The organism is Methylobacterium marchantiae (genome assembly GCF_042679825.1).
GTDB lineage: Bacteria > Pseudomonadota > Alphaproteobacteria > Rhizobiales > Beijerinckiaceae > Methylobacterium > Methylobacterium marchantiae.
Window position 1 is genome coordinate 122009 of record NZ_JBHTND010000010.1, and the last position, 19597, is coordinate 141605.

At 68.4% G+C, this 19597-nt stretch carries 21 protein-coding genes and 1 pseudogene; 10 read left to right on the top strand and 12 right to left on the bottom strand.

Going from position 1 to position 19597, the window contains the following annotated elements:
• Positions 1 to 61: 61 nt before the first annotated feature.
• Positions 62 to 661 carry a nucleotide exchange factor GrpE gene (gene grpE, locus ACFQ4G_RS09610; protein ID WP_238206753.1) on the bottom strand — a complete coding sequence of 200 codons (600 nt, stop codon included), beginning with the start codon at positions 659 to 661 and terminating at the stop codon, positions 62 to 64.
• Between the two features lie 244 nt (positions 662 to 905).
• Positions 906 to 3695 (bottom strand): [protein-PII] uridylyltransferase, encoded by a 2790-nt coding sequence (locus tag ACFQ4G_RS09615; protein WP_238206754.1) that lies wholly within the window; start codon positions 3693 to 3695, stop codon positions 906 to 908.
• 182 nt (positions 3696 to 3877) lie between these two features.
• On the opposite strand from ACFQ4G_RS09615, the gene ACFQ4G_RS09620 reads away from it, so the two are divergent.
• The 6 genes from ACFQ4G_RS09620 (at position 3878) to ACFQ4G_RS09645 (ending at position 7761) form a co-directional block, all read left to right on the top strand.
• Positions 3878 to 4852 (top strand): aliphatic sulfonate ABC transporter substrate-binding protein, encoded by a 975-nt coding sequence (locus tag ACFQ4G_RS09620; protein ID WP_238206755.1) that lies wholly within the window; start codon positions 3878 to 3880, stop codon positions 4850 to 4852.
• A 30-nt stretch (positions 4853 to 4882) separates the two neighbouring features.
• Complete coding sequence (locus ACFQ4G_RS09625; RefSeq protein WP_238206756.1) at positions 4883 to 5719, top strand: ABC transporter permease; 837 nt, start codon at positions 4883 to 4885, stop codon at positions 5717 to 5719.
• A 40-nt stretch (positions 5720 to 5759) separates the two neighbouring features.
• Positions 5760 to 6059 (top strand): nucleotidyltransferase family protein, encoded by a 300-nt coding sequence (locus ACFQ4G_RS09630; protein ID WP_238206757.1) that lies wholly within the window; start codon positions 5760 to 5762, stop codon positions 6057 to 6059.
• On the top strand, positions 6059 to 6418 hold the full coding sequence (locus tag ACFQ4G_RS09635) for a HepT-like ribonuclease domain-containing protein (RefSeq protein ID WP_238206758.1): 360 nt from the start codon (positions 6059 to 6061) through the stop codon (positions 6416 to 6418). The genes ACFQ4G_RS09630 and ACFQ4G_RS09635 overlap by 1 nt, the downstream gene beginning before the upstream one ends.
• Entirely contained in the window at positions 6402 to 7175 is a 774-nt protein-coding gene (locus ACFQ4G_RS09640; RefSeq protein ID WP_238206759.1) for an ABC transporter ATP-binding protein, read from the top strand. Before ACFQ4G_RS09635 ends, ACFQ4G_RS09640 begins: the two co-directional genes overlap by 17 nt.
• Positions 7176 to 7251: 76 nt before the next feature.
• Positions 7252 to 7761 (top strand): OsmC family protein, encoded by a 510-nt coding sequence (locus tag ACFQ4G_RS09645; RefSeq protein WP_238206762.1) that lies wholly within the window; start codon positions 7252 to 7254, stop codon positions 7759 to 7761.
• Positions 7762 to 7869: 108 nt separating this feature from the next.
• Here ACFQ4G_RS09645 and ACFQ4G_RS09650 read toward each other — a convergent pair whose 3' ends face one another.
• The 4 genes from ACFQ4G_RS09650 to ACFQ4G_RS09665 form a co-directional block, all read right to left on the bottom strand.
• A complete protein-coding gene (locus ACFQ4G_RS09650) occupies positions 7870 to 9351 on the bottom strand; it encodes a hypothetical protein (protein WP_238206764.1) in 1482 nt (493 codons plus the stop codon).
• Positions 9352 to 9359: 8 nt separating this feature from the next.
• Positions 9360 to 9785, bottom strand: a complete 426-nt coding sequence (locus tag ACFQ4G_RS09655) for a GtrA family protein (protein ID WP_238206766.1) — start codon at positions 9783 to 9785, stop codon at positions 9360 to 9362.
• 115 nt (positions 9786 to 9900) lie between these two features.
• Complete coding sequence (gshB, locus tag ACFQ4G_RS09660) at positions 9901 to 10860, bottom strand: glutathione synthase (protein ID WP_238206768.1); 960 nt, start codon at positions 10858 to 10860, stop codon at positions 9901 to 9903.
• Positions 10861 to 11014: 154 nt separating this feature from the next.
• Complete coding sequence (locus ACFQ4G_RS09665) at positions 11015 to 11326, bottom strand: hypothetical protein (RefSeq protein ID WP_238206770.1); 312 nt, start codon at positions 11324 to 11326, stop codon at positions 11015 to 11017.
• Positions 11327 to 11928: 602 nt separating this feature from the next.
• Here ACFQ4G_RS09665 and ACFQ4G_RS09670 point away from each other — a divergent pair.
• Together ACFQ4G_RS09670 and ACFQ4G_RS09675 are read left to right on the top strand one after the other, a co-directional pair.
• Complete coding sequence (locus tag ACFQ4G_RS09670; RefSeq protein WP_238206772.1) at positions 11929 to 12105, top strand: hypothetical protein; 177 nt, start codon at positions 11929 to 11931, stop codon at positions 12103 to 12105.
• Positions 12106 to 12221: 116 nt separating this feature from the next.
• A complete protein-coding gene (locus tag ACFQ4G_RS09675) occupies positions 12222 to 12992 on the top strand; it encodes a hypothetical protein (RefSeq protein ID WP_379040128.1) in 771 nt (256 codons plus the stop codon).
• A 67-nt stretch (positions 12993 to 13059) separates the two neighbouring features.
• Here ACFQ4G_RS09675 and ACFQ4G_RS09680 read toward each other — a convergent pair whose 3' ends face one another.
• The 3 genes from ACFQ4G_RS09680 to ACFQ4G_RS09690 are packed head-to-tail and all read right to left on the bottom strand — an operon-like array spanning position 13060 to position 16612.
• Positions 13060 to 13662: a DUF1254 domain-containing protein gene (locus tag ACFQ4G_RS09680; protein WP_238206776.1), complete on the bottom strand. Its 603-nt coding sequence runs from the start codon at positions 13660 to 13662 to the stop codon at positions 13060 to 13062.
• Positions 13659 to 14342 (bottom strand): DUF1214 domain-containing protein, encoded by a 684-nt coding sequence (locus ACFQ4G_RS09685; RefSeq protein ID WP_238206777.1) that lies wholly within the window; start codon positions 14340 to 14342, stop codon positions 13659 to 13661. The genes ACFQ4G_RS09680 and ACFQ4G_RS09685 overlap by 4 nt, the downstream gene beginning before the upstream one ends.
• Before the next feature lie 38 nt (positions 14343 to 14380).
• A complete protein-coding gene (locus tag ACFQ4G_RS09690) occupies positions 14381 to 16612 on the bottom strand; it encodes a transglycosylase domain-containing protein (RefSeq protein ID WP_238206778.1) in 2232 nt (743 codons plus the stop codon).
• A 327-nt stretch (positions 16613 to 16939) separates the two neighbouring features.
• Between ACFQ4G_RS09690 and ACFQ4G_RS09695 the strand changes: the two genes are divergently transcribed.
• Complete coding sequence (locus ACFQ4G_RS09695; RefSeq protein ID WP_238206779.1) at positions 16940 to 17461, top strand: YcgN family cysteine cluster protein; 522 nt, start codon at positions 16940 to 16942, stop codon at positions 17459 to 17461.
• Between the two features lie 16 nt (positions 17462 to 17477).
• On the opposite strand, the gene ACFQ4G_RS09700 is transcribed toward ACFQ4G_RS09695, so the two are convergent.
• From ACFQ4G_RS09700 to ACFQ4G_RS09710, 3 genes are all read right to left on the bottom strand, one after another.
• On the bottom strand, positions 17478 to 18257 hold the full coding sequence (locus ACFQ4G_RS09700; RefSeq protein ID WP_238206780.1) for a creatininase family protein: 780 nt from the start codon (positions 18255 to 18257) through the stop codon (positions 17478 to 17480).
• 86 nt (positions 18258 to 18343) lie between these two features.
• The gene (locus ACFQ4G_RS09705; RefSeq protein WP_238206781.1) at positions 18344 to 18781 is read right to left on the bottom strand and encodes a CsbD family protein; all 438 of its coding nucleotides are present in this window, start codon (positions 18779 to 18781) and stop codon (positions 18344 to 18346) included.
• A gap of 125 nt (positions 18782 to 18906) precedes the next feature.
• Entirely contained in the window at positions 18907 to 19119 is a 213-nt protein-coding gene (locus tag ACFQ4G_RS09710) for a CsbD family protein (protein WP_055946396.1), read from the bottom strand.
• 298 nt (positions 19120 to 19417) lie between these two features.
• Here ACFQ4G_RS09710 and ACFQ4G_RS09715 point away from each other — a divergent pair.
• A pseudogene (locus ACFQ4G_RS09715) lies at positions 19418 to 19597 on the top strand (hypothetical protein); the annotation flags it as partial.

Consider the following 19597-nt stretch of genomic DNA (forward strand, 5'->3'; position numbering starts at 1 on the left):
CGACGCGTCGATCGGGGAAACCCGAACCTGAAGAGCGACGCTCGCTCTTCGGGCTTCCCGATCAGGCCGCGTCGGCCGGATTGGCAGCCGCGGCCTTGGGGCCGCCCTTGGCGACACCGACGAGGGCCGGACGCAGGACACGGTCGCCGATGACGTAGCCGGACTGCATCACCTGCACCACCGTGCCGTTCGGGACCTCGGCATTGGGCACTTCGAACATCGCCTGGTGGCGGTTGGGGTCGAAGCGCTGGCCCTGCGGCTCGATGAGCTTCACCCCGTGGCGCTCCAGGGTCTTGGCGAGGTCGCGCTCGGTCAGCTCGATCCCGTCGATCAGGGCCTTGAACGGCCCCTCGGCCGCCGAGGCCGCATCGGCCGGCACGCTTTCCAGGGCCCGGCGGATGTTGTCGGCCGCGTTCAGCATGTCGCGCGCGAAGTTCGTCACCGCGTAGGTCCGGGCATCGGCGACTTCGCGCTCGGTGCGGCGTCGCAGGTTCTCCATCTCGGCCAGCGTGCGCAGGACCCGGTCCTTGAGTTCGTCGCGCTCGGCGCTCAGGCTCGCCAAGGCCTCCGCCGCCTCGGTCACGCGCGCTTCCGACGTCACGTCGGTGTCGGCCGCCGCTTCGGCGCGCTGCCCGTCATGCTCCATCTCGTTCGCCATCATCGCTCTTCGTCGATCGCAGGTTGCTCGCTCCGCGCCTGCCGCCGGTCGGGTTCGCCGGAGACGATCGGCACAGGGGCGATCGGAATAGGGATCGGGCCACGATGCCGAGACCCGTAAGAGGGGCTTCGGCGTCATGCTCCGGGGTCGGCGTTGATATCAGACGCGCGCGGGACGAAATCAAGCCGAGCGCCGATCCGCCTTCCCTCCCCCTCAGCCCCCCGCGAGATTCAAGCCTGCAGGGGGCTCAGGCTTCCCGCGGCGGCGGAGACTCCACGAGCGCTTCCAATCCCTCCGCCCTGAGGGCGGCGACGTCCCCGGCGAAGACCTCCATCACCGCATGCCGGATCGCGGCCTGCCGGTCGGGCTGGGTGACCCGGGTGCCGGTGAGGTCGGTGACGTAGAAGACGTCCACAGCCCGCTCGCCGAAGGTCGCCACATGGGCCGAGGTGATGTTGAGGCTGAGGCGCCCGAGCGCGCTGGTCAGTTCGTAGAGAAGACCCGGCCGGTCGAGACCGGTGATCTCGACCACGGTCTCGCGGCTCGACAGGGCATTGTCGATCGCCATGTCCGGGGGGATCAGGAACGTGGTGGAGCGGGCGCTCGGCGGGTGGCGGTCGGCCACGAGGTCGGCGATGCGGATCTCGCCCTTGAGCGCCCGCTCGATCGCGGTGGTGATGCGCTTGGCCCGGCGCAGCTCGTCGTCGTCCCGCTCGAAGGCGCGCGAGATGAAGATCGAATCGAGGGCGAAACCGTCGGTGGTGGTGAAGATCTGCGCGTCGACGATGTTGCCGCCCAGGGCCGCGCAGGCGCCGGTGACGATGGCGAGCAGGCGCGGATGGTCGGGCGAGTAGACCGTGATCTCGGTCACGCCCCGCGTCGGGTCGGTCTCGTAGACGGTGGCGACGGTGCGCCCGTCCTCCATGACCCCGCGCACGAAACCGGCATTCTTGAACTGCCGGACGGCGTCGACCTTCAGCCAGTAGGCCTGGTTGTGGCGCGCGGCATAGGCGTCGAAGAAATCCGGGTCCCAGTCGGTCAGCTGTTCGCGCAGGCCCATCTGGATCAGACGGACCCTGTCGGTCCGGGCGATCTCGGAATGGCCGCCGGAGAGCAGCACCTCGGTCTCGTCGTAGAGGGTGCGCAGCAGCGTTCCCTTCCAGGCCGTCCACACGCCCGGCCCCACCGCCTTGATATCCGCAACGGTGAGGATCATCAGCAGCTTCAGCCGCTCCATGGTCTGCACCACGGACGCGAATCTCTGGATCGTCTTCGGGTCCGAGAGATCGCGGCTCTGCGCCGTCATCGACATCAGCAGGTGATGCTCGACGAGCCAGGCCACGATCTCCGTCTCGGCCTGGGTGAGCCCGAATCGCGGGCCGATCTTCTCGGCGATGGCCGCGCCGGCGATGGAATGGTCTTCCGGGCGCCCCTTGGCGATGTCGTGCAGGAGCACCGCGACGTAGAGCGCGCGACGATGGCTGATCGTCTCGATGAGGCGCGAGGCGATGGGGTGATCTTCCGTCACCTGCCCGGAATCGATGGATGCCAGGACGCCGATGGAGCGCAGCAGGTGCTCGTCCACCGTGTAATGGTGGTACATGTTGAACTGCATCAGCGCGACGATGCGGCCGAAATCCGGGATGAAGCGGCCGAGCACGCCGGCCTCGTTCATCAGCCGCAGGATCGTCTCCGGCGAATTCTTCGACGTCAGCACGTCGAGGAACAGGGCGTTGGCCTCCGTGTCGGAGCGCAGCGAATGGCCGATGAGCCGGAGCGAGCGCGTGGCGACCCGCGTCGCATCCGGATGGATCGGCAGGTTGTGGCGGTCGGCGAGCCAGAACAGGCGGATCAGGTTCACCGGATCGCGCGAGAACGCGTCGGCGGTGCGCAGGTTGATGCGGCCGTGATCGTCGATGAAATCCTCCGCCTCGATGGCGGTGGCGCGGAAACGGTCCCTGAAGCGGCCGATCCAGCGGTCGAGGACCGGCGTGCGCTTGGCGTGCCGCGCCTCGAGGGCGGCACAGACGATAGCGGTGAGGTCACCCACTTCCTTCGCGATCAGGAAATAGGCCTTCATGAAGCGCTCGACGCCCGACAGGCCGCCGCGCGGCTCGTAGCCGAACCGCTCGGCGATCCTCGGCTGCAGCCCGAACGACAGCCGCTCCTCGGCCCGGCCGGTGACGAAGTGCATATGGCAGCGGACGCGCCAGAGAAGCTCCTCGCAGCGCTCGAACACCCGGTATTCCTCCGGCGTGAACAGGCCGGCGGGGACGAGCTCGCTCTGGTCACGGACGCGGTAGGTGTATTTCGCGATCCAGAACAGGGTGTTGAGGTCGCGCAGACCGCCCTTCCCGTCCTTGACGTTGGGCTCGACGAGATAGCGCGAGGCACCCGATTTCGAGACGCGCGTGTCGCGCTCGCGCAGCTTGGCCTCGACGAATTCCGGCGCCGTCCACATGACCAGCTCGATATCGAACCGCGTGACCAGTTCCTCGAACAGCGCCCGCGCCCCGAACAGGAAGCGCGCTTCGAGGAGGGAGGTCCGGATGGTCATGTCCGCCCGCCCTTCGCGCAGGCATTCCTCCACCGAGCGGGTGGCGTGGCCGACCTTCAGCTTGAGGTCCCACAGGACGTAGAGCATCGCCTCGACGACGCTCTCCGACCAGGCGGTCTGCTTGTAGGGAAGCAGGAACAGGAGATCGATGTCAGAGCCCGGCGCCATGGTGCCCCGGCCGTAGCCGCCGGTGGCCACCACCGCGAGCTGCTCGCCGGTGGAGGGATTGTCGTTCGGGTACAGCCGCCACACCACCGCGTCGTGGATCGTGCGGATCACCGCATCGGTGAGGTTGCTGATCCGCTGGGCGCAGGCGGTGCCGTTGCGCTCCTCCATCAGCCGGGCTTCGGCATCGGCATGACCGAGCTCGATGATGCGACGCAGCTCCGGCACGAGAAGCGCGCGCAGCTGCGTCGCCTCGCGCACATCGCGGTCGAGATTGGTGAGGACCGTTTTCAGGGCGGCGCCAGCGTCGAACATGCGCAAACCCGTTATCATGTTCCCGTAGGGACGCCAGCGACAACGCTAGGCAGAGGCGTAGATGTGATGGGCAGCCGCCTCGACATCGTTCTCTGTGGCGGAAAAATCGTTTGACGAAACGAACGGTCGTGGCTACCTCGGATGCCCCGCGTCACTGTGGGACCACGGAGATCCTTCGACCGATGCTTCTGACCCGTCGTGCCATCCTCAGTGCAATCTGCGGCGTCGCGTCGCTTCTGCTGATGCCCCGCCAGGGTGAGGCGGCGGACGTCAAGGAGATCCGCCTCGACTGGGCGACCTACAATCCGGTGAGCCTGGTCCTCAAGGAGAAGGGTTTCTTGGAAGAAGCACTGAAGGAGCGCGGCATCAAGGTCCGCTGGACCCAGTCTCTGGGCTCCAACAAGGCGCTGGAATTCCTCAATGGCGGCGCCATCGATTTCGGCTCCTCGGCCGGGGCAGCGGCCTTGCTGGCGCGGATCAACGGCAACCCGATCAAGGCGGTCTACGTCTTCTCGCGGCCGGAATGGACCGCCCTCGTCACCCGCAAGGACAGCGGCATCGCCAAGCCCGCCGATCTCAAGGGCAAGCGCATCGCGGTGACCCGCGGCACCGATCCGCACATCTTCCTCATCCGCGCGCTCCAGGGCGCCGGGCTGACGGAGAAGGACGCCAAGCTCGTCCTGCTCCAGCACGCGGACGGGCGCACCGCCCTCGATCGGGGCGACGTCGATGCCTGGGCCGGCCTCGACCCGATGATGGCGGCCAGCGAGATCGAGAACGACGACGTGCTGTTCCATCGGGATGCCGCCGCCAATACCTGGGGCGTCCTCGACGTCCGCGAGGATTTCGCCGCTGCCAACCCGGATCTCGTGCGCACCGTGATCGCGGCCTACGAGACCGCGCGCGACTACGCGATCAAGAACCCCGAAGCCCTGAAGAGCGCCCTCGTCGCCGTGACCAAGCTGCCGGAGCCGGTGATCGCCCGCCAGATCGAACGGACCGACCTGACCCGGCCCGCCATCGGCAAGGCCCAGGCCGAGTCGATCGGTGCCGCGGGCATCGCGCTGCAGCAGGCGGGGGTCATCCCAGCCGGCACCGACGTGAAGGCGGCGGTGGACGGGCTGATCGATCCGCAATTCGCGCCCGCCGCCCGCTGAGCCGTGGCCGACTTCGCTGCGACCGAACCGATGGATGCAGCCGTGCCCGAAGCGGATGACGCGAAGACGGCGTCGAAGCCTCGGCGAGAGACGCTATGGGATCGGGGCGGCCGCACCGCGCTCGGCCTGATCCTGCCCCTGGCCCTGGTGATCGGCTGGGAGTTCGCCGTCCGCACCGGCCTCGCCCAGGGGCGGCTGATGCCCCCGCCGAGCCGGATCGCCGTGACCCTCTACGACCTCGCCGCATCGGGCGATCTGTGGATGCACGTCCAGGCGACGCTGGTGCGCGTGGCCCTCGGCTTCGCCTTCGGCGCCCTGGCCGGCATCGCGGCCGGCGCCCTCACCGGGGCGCTTCCCACCGCCCGCCACATCCTCGATCCGACCCTCCAGGCGCTGCGCGCGGTCCCGTCCCTCGCCTGGGTGCCGCTGTTCATCCTCTGGCTCGGCATCCTCGAAACGCCGAAAGTGGCGCTGATCGCGGTGGGCGTGTTCTTCCCGGTCTATGTCGGCGTGGCGGGGGCCATCGCCTCCGTCGACCGCAAGCTCATCGAGGTCGGCCGCATCTTCCGGCTGTCGACGCTGCAGCTCGCCCGGCGCATCCTGCTCCCCGCCGTCCTGCCGGCGACCCTGACCGCCTTGCGTACGGGCCTCGGCCTCGGCTTCCTGTTCGTGGTCGCGGCCGAGCTGATGGGCGCTTCGGAAGGGCTCGGCTACCTCCTCATCGACGGCCAGCAATTCAGCAAGGCCGACCAGATCCTCGCGGCGATCATCGCCTTCGCGGCCCTGGGCAAGCTCGCCGACACGATCCTTGTCGCCGTGACGCGGCCGCTCACGCGCTGGCAGGACACGGCGCGGGAGACGTTGTAGGCTCGAAGATGGATCGGTTTCCACAGGATCGGACCCCCGAGTGACCCGCGAAGACGTCATCGCCCGCTTGTCATCCCTTGAGCAGCGGCTTCGCTCGAGCGGCATCGCCGCCCTATACCTGTTCGGCTCCCATGCCCGCGATGAGGCTGCGGCAGGGTCGGATATCGACGTGTTCATCGATCCCGCTGACGACAGCGTCTTCTCCCTGACCGATTACAGCGAGACTTACGACGTTATCGAGGAGGCACTTCCCGACGTGGAGATCGGTTACTCCACGCGCGAAGGGCTCGTGCCCGTCTATCGGGCGCGTATCGAGCGCGACGCGATCCGCGTGTTCTGATGAGCTCGGCCAAGGCTCCCGACATCCGCCTTCGGCACATCCTCGACCAGATCGATGGCATCGTCGCTGCCACGAAGGACAAGGATTTCACCGAGGTCCAAGGCAACTTCTTGTATGAGCGGGCGGTGGAGCGGGCAGTCCAGATCATCTCGGAAGCCGCCAAGGAGTTGCCCGCCGATCTGCGCGGCCGCTATCCGGATATTCATTGGGATCCGATCATCCGCATCGGCAACCTGCTTCGGCACGAATACTACCGCATCCGTTCGCGCGACATGTGGGAGATCGCCACCGTGCACCTGCCGTTGCTGCACCCGGTGATCGTCCGGATGCTGGAAGAGTTCGATGCTGACCCTCGATAGTCTGTCCAAGACCTATTCCGACGGCACGCGGGCGCTGGAGCGCATCGACCTCTCGGTGCCGCAGGGCGAGATCGTCGCGCTCATCGGCGGGTCCGGCTGCGGCAAGACCACGTTGCTGCGGCTCGTCGCCGGGCTCGACCGGGCGAGCGAGGGCCGCATCGTCCTCGACGGCGAGGCGATCGTCGAGCCGCATCCCGGCGTCGGGCTGGTCTTCCAGGAACCGAGGCTGCTGCCCTGGCTCGATGTGGCGGACAATGTCGGTTTCGGCCTCGCCCATCTCGCCAGAGCGGAGCGCCGGGGGCGCATCGCCCACGCCCTGGACATGGTGGGGCTCGCCGAACATGGCCGCAGATGGCCTCGCGAGCTCTCGGGCGGGCAGCAGCAGCGCGTCTCGATCGCCCGCGCCTTCGTGGCGAACCCGCGCGTGCTCCTCCTCGACGAGCCGTTCTCGGCGCTCGACGCCTTCACCCGCAAGGATCTGCACCGCCACCTCCTCGCCTTGTGGCAGGAGACGAAGCCGACGATCCTCATCGTCACCCACGATGTCGGCGAGGCGGTTGCGCTCGCCGACCGGGCGGTGGTGATGCGCCCGAAACCCGGCCGCCTCGACGATGCGATTCCCCTCGCGCTCGCCCGGCCCCGCGATCCGGCCTCGCCCCATAGCGAGGCCGCGACCCGCCGCATCCTCGCCGCCCTCGACCGGTCCCTGAAACCGGCCCAGGCCGCCGCTCCCACCGAGGCGGCGCAATGGTGGTGAGGGCTTCTCTGGCGTCCGCGCGCATCCCACGTTAGACGCCGAGATCATCGCACCAAGACGATCGAGGAAACACCCGATGGACGCCACCACCCTGCGCTCGCTCCAGGCCCCGCTGAAGGACCAGTACCGCAACACGCCCGAATCGGCGGTCATCACTCTCAAGGCCAGGGGCACCCTCGACGACACGTCCATCGCCTGCAAGGTCGAGACCGGCCGGGCCCTCGCCGTCGCCGGCCTCCACCCCGCCACCGGCGGGTCGGGCCTCGAACTCTGCTCGGGCGACATGCTGCTCGAAGCGCTGGTCGCCTGCGCCGGCGTGACCATCAAGGCGGTGGCGACCGCCCTCGAGATCGAGCTGCGCGCCGGTACCGTGAGCGCCGAGGGCGACCTCGACTTCCGCGGCACCCTCGGCGTCGACAAGGAAGCGCCCGTGGGCTTCCGCGCGATCCGCCTGAACTTCGCCCTCGACACCGACGCGCCGCAGGAGAAGCTCGACCAGCTGCTCAAGCTCACCGAGCGCTATTGCGTCGTGTTCCAGACCCTGAACCACAAGCCGGAACTGGCGGTGAGCGCGTCGAAGGGCTGATCGGCCGGGCTCGCCCTCTTCAACCTCGCCCTGCTGTCTCGGACGGGTGCGGTGGAACCCCACCCGATCGGGCAGCCTCCACGATACGATGCGGGGACGCAGGGAAACTCACGGCTGGGTCGGTGCGGGGCCGGCATCGTAATAGACCGCCGCGACCTCGTCCTGATGGAGCAGGCGCCAGCCTTCCAGGCGACGCAGGTGATCGGCGCTCAGGCCCTCCCTCCGGACCAGGGCCCAGGTGACGCCGTGGCGCGCCAGCAGGGCGGCGAATCTCTCGTTCCCAGGTGCGTCGAGGGCCTGGTGGAGGCCGTTCATGAAGCCGCCGAGGAAGAGCTGGTCGCTGCGCCCGTCGATGAAGGTCGGCACGCCGGACCGGATCAGGAAGCCGCCGAAATCGTAGTCGTTGTAGACCGGCCCGGTGAGCCCCTTCGACCGCGCCGCATCGAGGGCGGCGAGCGGAGTCATCTCGGCGCTCAGGCGCGGCGAGACCAGCAGCGCCGTGGTGAACGCGGTGAGGGCACCTGCCAAGATCATGAGGCCCCAGCGCATCGAGACGGCACGCGCCGGCTCGGCGCGCAGCCTCGGGAAGCGCGCGAGAGCGGGACCCACCACCAGGATCGGCGCGGCCAGGACGAACAGGTCCGCGAACCGGGAGTGGCGAATCATCATCACGCCGAGGAGCGCGATCAGACCGAGCCGGAACAGGTTCCGTCGCGGCGCAGCCGACAGGATGACGATGCCGCCGATGAGCATCGCACCCGCGATCACACCCGCGCCGTCGAGGCCGAGCGGTTGCCATTCCGAGATGAAGGGCAGGGATTCGCCGCTGTTGAAGAGGCCGAGATTCACCAGGAACGGGGCATAGCCGTAGGGCGTCAGGGAGGATGCCGCCGTGGCGAGCGCCAGGAAGCCGGCCCAGCGCACCGCCCTGCCGATCCATTCCGGACGAGGGCCGGAGAAGACGCCTTCCCCCGCGAGACTACCGGCGATGACGAGGCCGATCGGGTAGCTGCCGTGCAGGTTGGCCCAGGCCGCCATCGCCAGGGCGAGCCAGAGTGACGGCGTCCTCCCCCGCTCCAGTGCCGTCACGAGGCCCATTGTCCAGACGAGGAGGATCGGCACCGTGAAGACGTGCGGCCGGGCGAGGAGATGGGGGCCGAGGACGATGAAGGCGGCCGTCACGACCATGAGGGCGGCCGTGGCGGAGATCCGGCGCGCCAGCCACAGATGCAGGCCGGCGAGCGAGGCGGCGATGACCAGGATGGTCAGCATGCAGACCCCCCACCAGCCGGCGCCGGCATAGGCGCCGTAGAGCAGGACCTGCGAGGCCCATTCCTTGGCGATCCAGGGCGCGCCGGCGAAGGTGTGCGAGAACAGGTCCGTCCACGGCACCGCCCGATGGGCGACGATCCAGCGGCCGACCGCCATGTGCCATTGGCTGTCGGGATCGTTGAGAAGCTGCCCGGCCCGGGTCGCGAGAGCGAAGACCAGCACGAGGAAGACGAGGATCGAGGAAGCCGCCCTCGATCCCAGCGGCAACGCCCGCGACGGGAGGGAATCCGGCTGCGGTTCGGCCGAGAAGGACACCACGTCGGACCTCATCCCGGCTGCCCCATTCCCGCCTGCGTTGCCGGCGAGGAGCCGGAGAAGATGTGCCGGCTCAAGATCATGTAATTCGCCGCCGGGATGGCGATGCAGACGACGAGGATGGAGAGCCAGGGCGGTCCGCCGAAGGTGTCGGTCACGAGGGCGGGAATCGCCGCGGCCGCGCCGTACCCGGCCATCGTCAGCGCGGAGAACCGCAGGGCCGAACGAGGCGCGGGCTGCCTGTCGCCGAAGGTCAGCCAGCGATGTCCGGCATAGGACCAGATCGAGGCGAGCCCGTAGGACAGGGGCGAGGCCAGGGTGAGGGGCAGGCCGGCGAGCGTCGTCATCGCCAGGCTCGACCCGGCATAGAGCAGGGTCGCGATCCCTCCGACCAGGATCATCCGCGCCAGCCGCATCGTCAGGCTCGGGGTCGTCACCGACGGAATCCGCACGTCCGGCCGGAATGCAGACTCTGCGTCATGGGATGAACCGACCGGGCTGGCGGATGAGGATACCGGCCCCGATGGTTAGGCGCCCGCGCTTAAAGGCGGCTTAATCCCGTCGGGCCGAGGCGGCGAGCCGTCCCTCGATCGCATCCCAGACGGACACGGCGAGGTCCGGCCCCCCGAGCCGCTTGATCGCGCGGATGCCCGTGGGAGAGGTGACGTTGATCTCGGTGAGATTGCCGTCGATCACGTCGATGCCGACGAGGATCAGGCCGCGGCGGCGGAGTTCCGGACCGATCGTGGCGCAGATCTCGCGCTCGCGCTCGGTGAGATCGGAAGCCGAGGCGGCCCCGCCGCGAACCATGTTGGAGCGGATGTCGTTGAGGGCCGGCACCCGGTTGATGGCGCCGAGCGGCTCGCCGTCCACGAGGATGATGCGCTTGTCGCCCTCGGTGATCTTGGGCAGGAAGCGCTGGACCACCCACGGCTCGCGGAACGTCACCGAGAACAGGTCGAACATCGAGCCGAAATTGGCGTCTTCCGGCAGCACCCGGAACACCGCCGCACCGCCGTGGCCGTGGAGCGGCTTCATCACGATGGCGCCGTGCTCGGCCCGGAACGCCTCGATCTCCGCCTTGTCGCGGGTGATCAGGGTCGGCGGCATGAGCTTCGGAAAATCGAGGACGAACAGCTTCTCCGGCGCGTTGCGCACCTCGGCCGGGTTGTTCACTACGAGCGTGCGCGGATGGATCCGCTCCAGCATGTGGGTCGCGGTGATGTAGGCCATGTCGAAGGGCGGGTCCTGACGCATCAGCACCACGTCGACATCGGCGAGGTCCACCCGCTCCACGGGGCCGAGCGTCGCGTGAGCGCCCTCCACGTCCTGGACCCGGAGGGGCTCGACCCGCGCCGTCACCACCTGCCCCTGCATGGAGAGCCGGTCGGGCGTGTAGAACAGGAGGTCGTGCCCTCGCGCCTGCGCTTCGAGGAGCAGGGCGAAGGTGGTGTCACCGGCGATCTTGATCGCCCGGATCGGGTCCATCTGAACCGCGACGGTCAGGGCCATGGCGCACGAGCCTCGTTCATCGTCCGGTCCGGAACGGCCGGCCAGTCTTGCGGGAACCTGGGCCTATAGCATCGATCCGAACGCCGGGTCCGGTTCGATGCCGTGCCGACACGCACTCCCGCAGCGAACCGGTCTCCGCCCGGTCAGAGACCGCTCAGTTGTCGGTCGATCCGCGCTTCTGGGACTTGCCGCCGCTGCGGCGATCGTAGTCGCCAATGGCGTTGCGGCACTCGGCCGAAAGGCGCGGACGATTGCGTTCCATGCACTTCTCGGCATCGCTGCTGTTGGGATCGACGCCGGCGCAGAGGCGGAAATAGTCGTTGGCGCAGCCGAGCTGCAGACCCTGGTCTTCGCGCTGAGCCTGGGCGGGGCCGGCCGCAAGCAGGAGAAGGGCGAAGGGGGCGGCTTTCAGGGCCAGGGACAGGCCCTTCGAGGGGCTGGAGGGTCGTGTCGTTAACACGCGCATTCTGCGTTGTCCTTCGCTCGGATCGGATTGAGGCGGCATATCGGGCGCACCCATGAGTTAGCAAGCGCGCGGGATGCCGCCCCGGTTCCGGTCAAGCATGGCGGACGCATGGAGGAAGGCATGGGCGTGTCGCACCGGTCACACTCATCGAGAGCGGGCATGGGAGGCCGGCGACAAAAAAAGCCCCGCTCGAAGGACGAGCGGGGCCGAGTGCAAGGGAGGAAACGCCCGCCATGGGCAGTAAAATTCGAAGCAAGTTGCAAGCCAGAAGGATTTTGCGCTTTGAATCCCGGAGCTTCCCCACTTGCGGCGAAATTGTCACGCGGGTCGTTTCCCCGGTTCGGCCGCGCTGCGCTTTCCTTCGAATCGACGGGCGGGAGAAACATTCCGTTAACCACCCCGTGATGATCTCCCCCTGCATCACGATCGATTGAGGATCCGGACGGGGCAGCGCCCCGGCGGGATTCGAGCGGACGAGTCCGGCAGGATCGGGTGATGCAGACCGAGGATCGATGGGATCGCCCGCGATGACGCCTGACCGCAAGTCCCTCATTGGCAAGGCTCACAGCGTGGATTCACCTGTCGGGCCAAGCGACCGTTCGATGCCGCGCCCATCGGCGAGCGTGGTGGCGTTCCGCCAGCCCGCCGCCCGCCGCTTCCGTCGCGACGCCGAGGATGACGGAGCACTACGCGGCGAGATCCTGCTGTTCACAGGCGTCCGCTACGAGCGCATGCCCGAGCCGGCAGCACCCGCGCCTCGCCAGCGCCGCCGATCCTGACGTCTCCGATCCCGCCGTCGGACCCGGCAGGTTTCGTCACCGAACGGACTCCGTCGGATCTCCAGATCTAAGGAAGCGTGATGCCGGCGTTCCACCCCGTCAGCCCGTCCGGGCGCATGGTCCGGATCGCGTCGATCGCCGTCTCCCTGCTGCTGAGCGCCTGCGCCCAGGAAGGCGATTTCGGCCGCCCCGCCCCGAGCGCCTGGAACAGCCTCGTCGCGACCACCGGAACCGTGGCGGCCCGCTATCGCAACGAGCCGGCCTCCTATTTTCCCTTCACCGACGATGAGCGCACCCTGCGCGACCGCGCCTGGCGCTTCCTGATGCCGGCCGCCGAGCGCGAGGCCTTCATCGACATTCTGGCGAACCTGACCCGCACCCGCGTGCTGCCGCCGAACTGGCGCGACGACGACGTCACCACCTACCACGCGGCGCTGATCTCGGGCTCCTTCCGCTCGCCGGTCTCTCGCTATCGCCGCCTTTCGGACGACATCACCGCGGATGCGCGCCTGATCCCGCTCTTCGTGGCGACGGCGGCGCGGGTGGCGGATGCCGATACCCTGCGCCTGCGCAGCCTGCCCTTCGTGAAAAGCCTCGACGACGAGAACATCCGCCAGGCCGCCATGCGGGTCGCCGAGAACCGTTGCCTCGTCGCCTGGGTCCGGCTGGAGACGGGCGTGCGGTCGGAGCGCTACCGCTACGCGCTTCAGCATCTCGTCATCGAGGTTCCCTCCGTCGAGGGCGTCTCGGCCGAGCGCAGCCTCGCCGGGCTCGATGGACGCCGGGCGCTCCTCGACCCGCTGCTGCCGCTGGAGGCCGAGGCCCGCTGCGGCTTGGTGGAGGCGCCCGCTCCCCAGGCGGCCCTGCCCATCGTCGCGAAATACTGAGCGGGCGACCCCCGGCTGTAAAGCTGCTTCCCGACGTCCGAAGCCTGTCGGACAATCGGAGAAGGCATCAGCCGCCGGATTTCGCGGCGTCCTCGGTCGGGCTGTCGATGGTGCAGGAGACGGCCTGGACCGCTTCGTTCGCCGCCTGCCGCTGGCTCGGCAGGGCCGCAACCACGCGGACGACCACGAACCCCTCCCGCTCGGTGGCGACGATGCGCACGTCGCGGCTCACGTCGTTCTCGTCCTCGTTGGCCAAAGCCTCGTCATATTGCGCGCGGGTGAGGATCACGAGATCGAGGGCACCCCGCACCGCGGCCTGATCGGTCACGGCATAGAAGGCTCCCCGCCGTCCGTGGACGGCGAGCGACAGCATCAGGGCGCCGGTCCTGGCCGAGACCCGCATCGGACCCTCGGCGAGATTGTAGGCGCAGATGCCAACTGCCACGGACGGGTCGGGGATCGGCAGCCACGCCTCGGCGGGGGCCGGGTTGATGCCGGTGGAGAGCGTGTAGACCGGCATCGCGTGGTCGAGGGTCTCGCTGGTGCGCGCCTTCGTCAGCGCATCGGATTCCGACAGGCTCGGGATCGCCAGCACCACAGCGATATGGACCAGACCAGCCAGGACCAGACCGGCGAGCGTCGCGAGGACGAGGCGGCCGCGCGGGCTCATTCCGCGCATCCCGTACGGGCGATCGTGGGGACGGCGGATCGCTCCACCGTTCCGGCGCTCGCCGCCACCGGCGTGTCGTAGAGGCGCAGCGCCAGCCGCACCGGCCCCTCGGCGCGGGGCATCGGCAGCCAATTGCCGGGCCGGACATCCGGGGCGAGAAGGATGGCGAAGCGTCCATCCACCTCACGCAGCACCTCCGTCGAGGTGAAGCCTTCGCGCAGCACCGGTCGCTCCGGGTCACGCTTGCCGCGCCCGGCGACGGTGAGGGTCCAGGCCCGGGCCGGCGGCGTCACTCCGGCGATCCGATAGGTGCAGCTCGCATCGAGGGCACGGCCCTGGTCGTCCTGCGCCGCGGTGAGGAGCAGCCCTTCCCCGACCGCGAGGGGGATTTCCCCGCGCCGCGCATTCACCGCGCGGGCATAGGGATCGGCGCCGAGGGAACCGGTCCGCGGCCACGCCGTCCAGCTTCCCACCGACACGCCGCCGAACGGATAGCCGCCGCGCGTCGCGTAATCGGCCGTCGCCAGTCCGAGCCCCGCGCCCAGGGCGAGGGTGTACACGACGAGCCCGACGGTGGAGGTCCTGCGCAGGAATCTGCGGAGCGCCCGGCTTCCGCGGCCGGCGACGCCCGCGACATCCAGCGACGCGCCCGGCCGGGCGGGTTTGGTGGTCGTGCTCATGGGAGGGCTGGAATCCTGGACCCGTGTGGACACTGTCGTTACGGGATGCCGATCCGGCCGCCGACCGAGCGGGCGCCGTCGGCGACATCGCCGGTGCTCTCGCCCGCTGCGGCACGGGAACCGGCCGGCGCGCCCTTCTCGACGGTGCGGAACAGCCCGTTCATGCTGCCGATGACCTCGAACGAGCGCCGCGAGAGCTTGCCGGCCGCGCTCGCGGCGGCGTTGACCGGCGCCGAGGCGGTTCCTGCCTGTGCCACCGGACGCGCATTCTCCTTGAGGCCCGGCATCGGCTTCAGCTCGATTCCCTGATGGGCGGTCTCCATCACGTCGTGCCAGGCCATGGCGGGCAGCGAGCCGCCGGTCATCTTGTTGGTGGAGGTGGAATCGTCGTTGCCGAACCAGACGGCGCCGACGAAGTTGCCGGTATAGGCCACGAACCAGGCGTCCTTGTAGGCGTTGGTCGTCCCGGACTTGCCCGCGACCTTGATGCCTTCGAGCTGCGCGCGGCGGCCGGTCCCCTCTTCCACCACCTTATTCAACATGAAGTTCATGTCGGCCACGACCTGGGTGGAGAGGATCTGCTCGGGCTTCTCGTCGGCATGGCGGTAGATCACCTCGCCCGACGAGTTCCGCACCTCCATCGCCGCGTAGGGCTTGGCCTTGCGGCCGCCATTGGCGAAGACCGCATAGGCCGCCGCCTGATCGATGACGTTCACCTCCGCCGAACCGATGGGCAGGGACACCGAATCGGTGAGCGGCGTGGTGATGCCCATGCGATGGGCCATGTCGACGATCTTGGCGCGGCCGGCCTTGGCGGCGGGGAAGTCGCCCTTGATGCCGATGGCCTTGCCGAGCGCGATGGAGATCTGGATCGGGATCGTGTTGATGGACTTGGCCACCGCCACGGTGAGGTTGGTGGCGCCCGAGAACGAGCGGCCGTAATTCTGCGGGCACCAGTTGCCGAGGCAGACCGGCCGGTCCACGACCTTGGTGTCCGGCCGGTAGAGGCCGGCGGCGAGGCCCGCCGCGTAGACGTAGGGCTTGAACGAGGAGCCCGGCTGACGCAGGGAATCGGTGGCCCGGTTGAACTGGCTCTCCCCGTAATCGGCGCCGCCCACCATCGCCCGCAGAGCCCCGTCCGGATCGAGGATGACCATCGCGGCCTCGTCGACGTCGTACTGGTCGCCGTACTGGCGCAGGATGTTCTCGACGGCCTGATCGGCGCGTTTCTGGATGCCGATATCGAGAGGGGTCTTCACCGTCAGCACGCGGTCGCTGCGCAGGCGCCCGGCATCGGCCATGCCCTTGATCTCGCCGAAGGCCCAGTCGAGGTAGTAATCGGCGGTGATGTCGCGGGTGCGGGTCACCGGCGTCGCCGGGTTGCGCAGGGCCGTCTGGATCTGGCCTTCGGTGACGAAGCCGGCCTCCACCATGTTGTGCAGGACGTCGCCCGCGCGGGCGCGCGCCGCGGGCAGGTTCACGTGCGGCGCATATTTCGTCGGCGCCTTGAACAGGCCGGCGAGCATCGCCGCCTCGGCGAGGCTGACATCCTTCAGCGGCTTGCCGAAATAGTAATCGGCCGCTGCGACCGCGCCGAAGGTGCCGCCGCCCATATAGGCCCGGTCGAGATAGAGCTTGAGGATCTCGTTCTTGCTGAGATGGCTCTCGAGCCACAATGCCAGGAACGCCTCGTTGACCTTGCGCTCCAGCGAGCGCTCGTTGGTCAGGAACAGGTTCTTGGCGAGCTGCTGCGTGATCGACGAGCCGCCCTGGGTGTTGCCGCCGCCGCGCGAGTTCGAGACGAGGGCGCGGGCCGTCCCGATCGGGTCGATGCCCCAATGCTCGTAGAAGCGCCGGTCCTCGGTCGAGACCAGCGCCTTGATCATGCTGTCCGGAAAGTCGTCGAGCTTCAGCGAGTCGTCGTGCTTGATGCCGCGCCGCCCGACCTCGACGCCGTAGCGGTCGAGGAAGGTGACGGCGAGGTCCTGCTGCTTCAGCCAGTTGTCGCTGGTGAGGTTGAAGGCGGGCTGTGCCAGGGCCAGCATCACCACCGCGCCACCGGTGCCGAGCGTCACGGCCTCGCTGGTGAGATCGAGGAAGACGCGCTTCCAGCCGCGCACGGAGAAGACCTGCATCCGCTCCTGGAAGCGCTCGTAGGTCTCGGCGGTGGAGCGGCCACTGTCGTACAGGCTGGCATTCACCCAGGCGTCGAAGCCGAGGGAGGCACGCTTGATCCGCGTCAGGAGCGAGGTGGCTTTGGGCAGGCGCACGACGTGATCTCTGTCCTCAACGCATCGCCGGCATCGCTCGCCGATGCCGCGGGGTCAGCCCTACCAAGCTCCGCGCCCGTTCGCGAGGCCTCGCGATCCACATCGGACCCGCATGGCCCGCACCGCCACGACCGGCCGCGTGAATCGATTCTCCACCCATAATGCGCCCGGCGGAGGAGAAGTCTCGGCGTTCGAGAAAATAACCCTTCGTTAACCTTGACGCTCGAATGGGGCGCGGTGGTGGCATCCCTTGCCGATGCCTCCCACATGCGTCAGAGGAGGCCATACGCGTCCCCTCTCCATTCCCGAAACCGAAGGTGCTCCCGGATGAGCGACCGCACATCCGCCAGGGTCGCTCCGGGGCGTTCCGGCCGCCGGGCCGTCGAGCCGTTCTGGCGTGAGAAGACCCTCGACGAGATGTCGTCGGCCGAGTGGGAGAGCCTGTGCGACGGCTGCGGCCGGTGCTGCCTGCTCAAGCTCGAGGACGACGATACCGGTGAGGTCTATCATACCGATGTGGGCTGCACCCTCCTCGACGGGCTGGGCTGCCGCTGTCGGGATTACGTCAATCGCCAGAGGCGGGTGCCCGATTGCGTCCGCCTGACGCCCGAGGCCGTGCGGACCATTCCGTGGCTGCCGCCGACCTGCGCCTATCGCCTGGTGCGCGACGGGCACGATCTCTATCCCTGGCATCCCCTCGTCTCCGGCCGTCAGGCCAGCGTCCACGAGGCCGGCATCTCGGTGCGCGGCCGCGTCTCGGGCAACGAGGAGGAGTTCACCACCGACGAGCTTCTCGACCAGATCGTCACCTGGCCCGGCCGCACCCCGGAGACCGAGGACGAGGAGTGAGCGCGACGACGGTTCCTCACTGATCGAGGCGGAAGCGATCCACGTCGCGCAGGAGCGCGAGGAAGGCGCGGGCGCCGTGATCGAGGGCCGCGAGACCGGCCTCCCGTGTGCCGAGGGTCGCATTGCCGATGGCACCGGACGGGTGGAGATCCTGTGCCTTCCAGGCGAAGGCGGCGGGCCGGCCGGCGCGCAGATGGGAGAAGTCCCGCTCCATCGTCACTGAGCGGGGTGTGAAATCGGCGATGGCCTCGCTCCGCACCGCGTCGGGTTTCAAGGCCAGCATCAGTGCCGTCTCGACGGCGCCGGCATGGATGCCGTGCCTGATCTCGTCTTCTGGAAACAGGCCCGCCGGGTATCCGAACCGGCTCCAGGCGGTGGTGACGGCGAGCATGCCGAGGCCGCGCAGGTCGCTCGCCACGAGGTCGATCAGGCCGCTATTGCCGCCATGCGAGGTCACGAGGACGAGCTTGCCGCATCCCGCGCCGTGAATGCTGCGGCCGATCTCGATCCAGGCGCGCAGGGCCGTCTCGGCCGTCAGCGTGAGGGTGCCGGGGAATGCGTCGTGCTCGTCCGACTTGCCGACGCTCTGGACCGGCAGGAGGAGGATATCGAGCTCGCCCGAATCGAGCTCCGCCAGACGGGAAAGGTAGCCATCGGCGATGGTGACATCCGTGGAGAGCGGCAGATGAGGACCGTGCTGCTCGACCGCCGCCACGGGAAGGACGGCGATGGCGCGATCCATAGCGGATGCACCGATCTCCCCGGTCGTCAGGTCAAACCAGTTCCGCACCGTCATGGCTGCCGCTTCCCGCGCGGCTCCGTGCCGCGAGGGTGATCTTTAGGCCGGATCAGCCGTCGTAAGAAGACGCCGCCGGGATCGTCTCAGCGCGACGGCCGCAGGAGCCAGCCGAGGCCGAAGGCGGCCGCCGCCACGAGGGCGAGCGTCATGGCCTTGTTCTCGTCAGCCCGAGCCGCCACGGCCCGTCCGCGGCGCACGGCCTCGCCCCGGTAATGGCGACCGCGGCGCTGGGCCTCGTCGGCCAGGGCGTAGCCGCGATCAGCGATGGCGTGTCCGCGCTGTTGCGCCTCGTCGGCCAGGGCATGGGCCCGTGCGCTCGCTTCGTCGATGAAGCGCTCGCCGTCGCGGCGCAGATCGCTCACCGTGTCGCGGGCTTCGCCATAGGCGTATTGCGCGGCGCCGGCAGCCTGGTCGTAGGCGCCTTCGACCTGCTGGCGCGCGCGTCCCGTCACGGCACCGAGGACCGACTTGCCCCGGCCCTGCAGATTGCGGACACCGCCGTCGAAATGATCTCTGTTCATGGATACATCTCCTTCTTGCGAGCGGAAGACGGGGCCAGCCCCTGATCCACTCGGTCGGGTCATCGTGGCGGGCAAAGCCCCGACGACGCTCCCGACCATCGTGCGTGATTGGATTTTCGCGAGTCTCAGATCTTCTTGACGGCGTCGGCGGCGCTCTGGGCGGCGCCCTTGATGCCGTCCTTGGCATCGCCCACCGTCTTCTGGGCCTCGCCCTTCAGCTCCTGCGCCTTGCCTTCGGCCTGCAGCTTCTCGTTGCCGGTGGCAGAGCCGATACCCTGCTTGATGTTGCCGACGGCTTCGTTGGCGAGGCCCTTGATCTTGTCCGTCGTGCTGCTCATCGAACCGTTCCTCTTTCGTCGATCGGGTCCGCCCGGACACGGCATGCGCCGGGCGCCGCGAAGTCGAAAGCTGAACGGTATAGAACGTTGGAATGTTCCTCCCGGGGCACTGCGTACAGTATCCTTTTCGACAAAGCCCGTGATCGATATCGCACCGCGTCATTCTCCGACGCAAAAGCCTTCGATGGTAAGAATTTGAATTTTTTATACACGCGGTCCAAATTTTTTGTTTCCGATCGGACCGAACTCGCCAGCAAAGTTTCTTGAATTCAAAATATTCCCGGCTAGAACTCGGCCAATGATCAACAAGACACCGAGGAAGACGGTCGTGACCGTGCGCGCCGACGCCCCGGCTCGGGGCAGGCCGACCCTGCCGGGGCTGGAACCGACGACCGAGCGCGTATCCGACGGATACCGCTGGGGTCAGCTTGTGATCGGCGTGATCTGCATGGTGATGATCGCCAACCTGCAATACGGC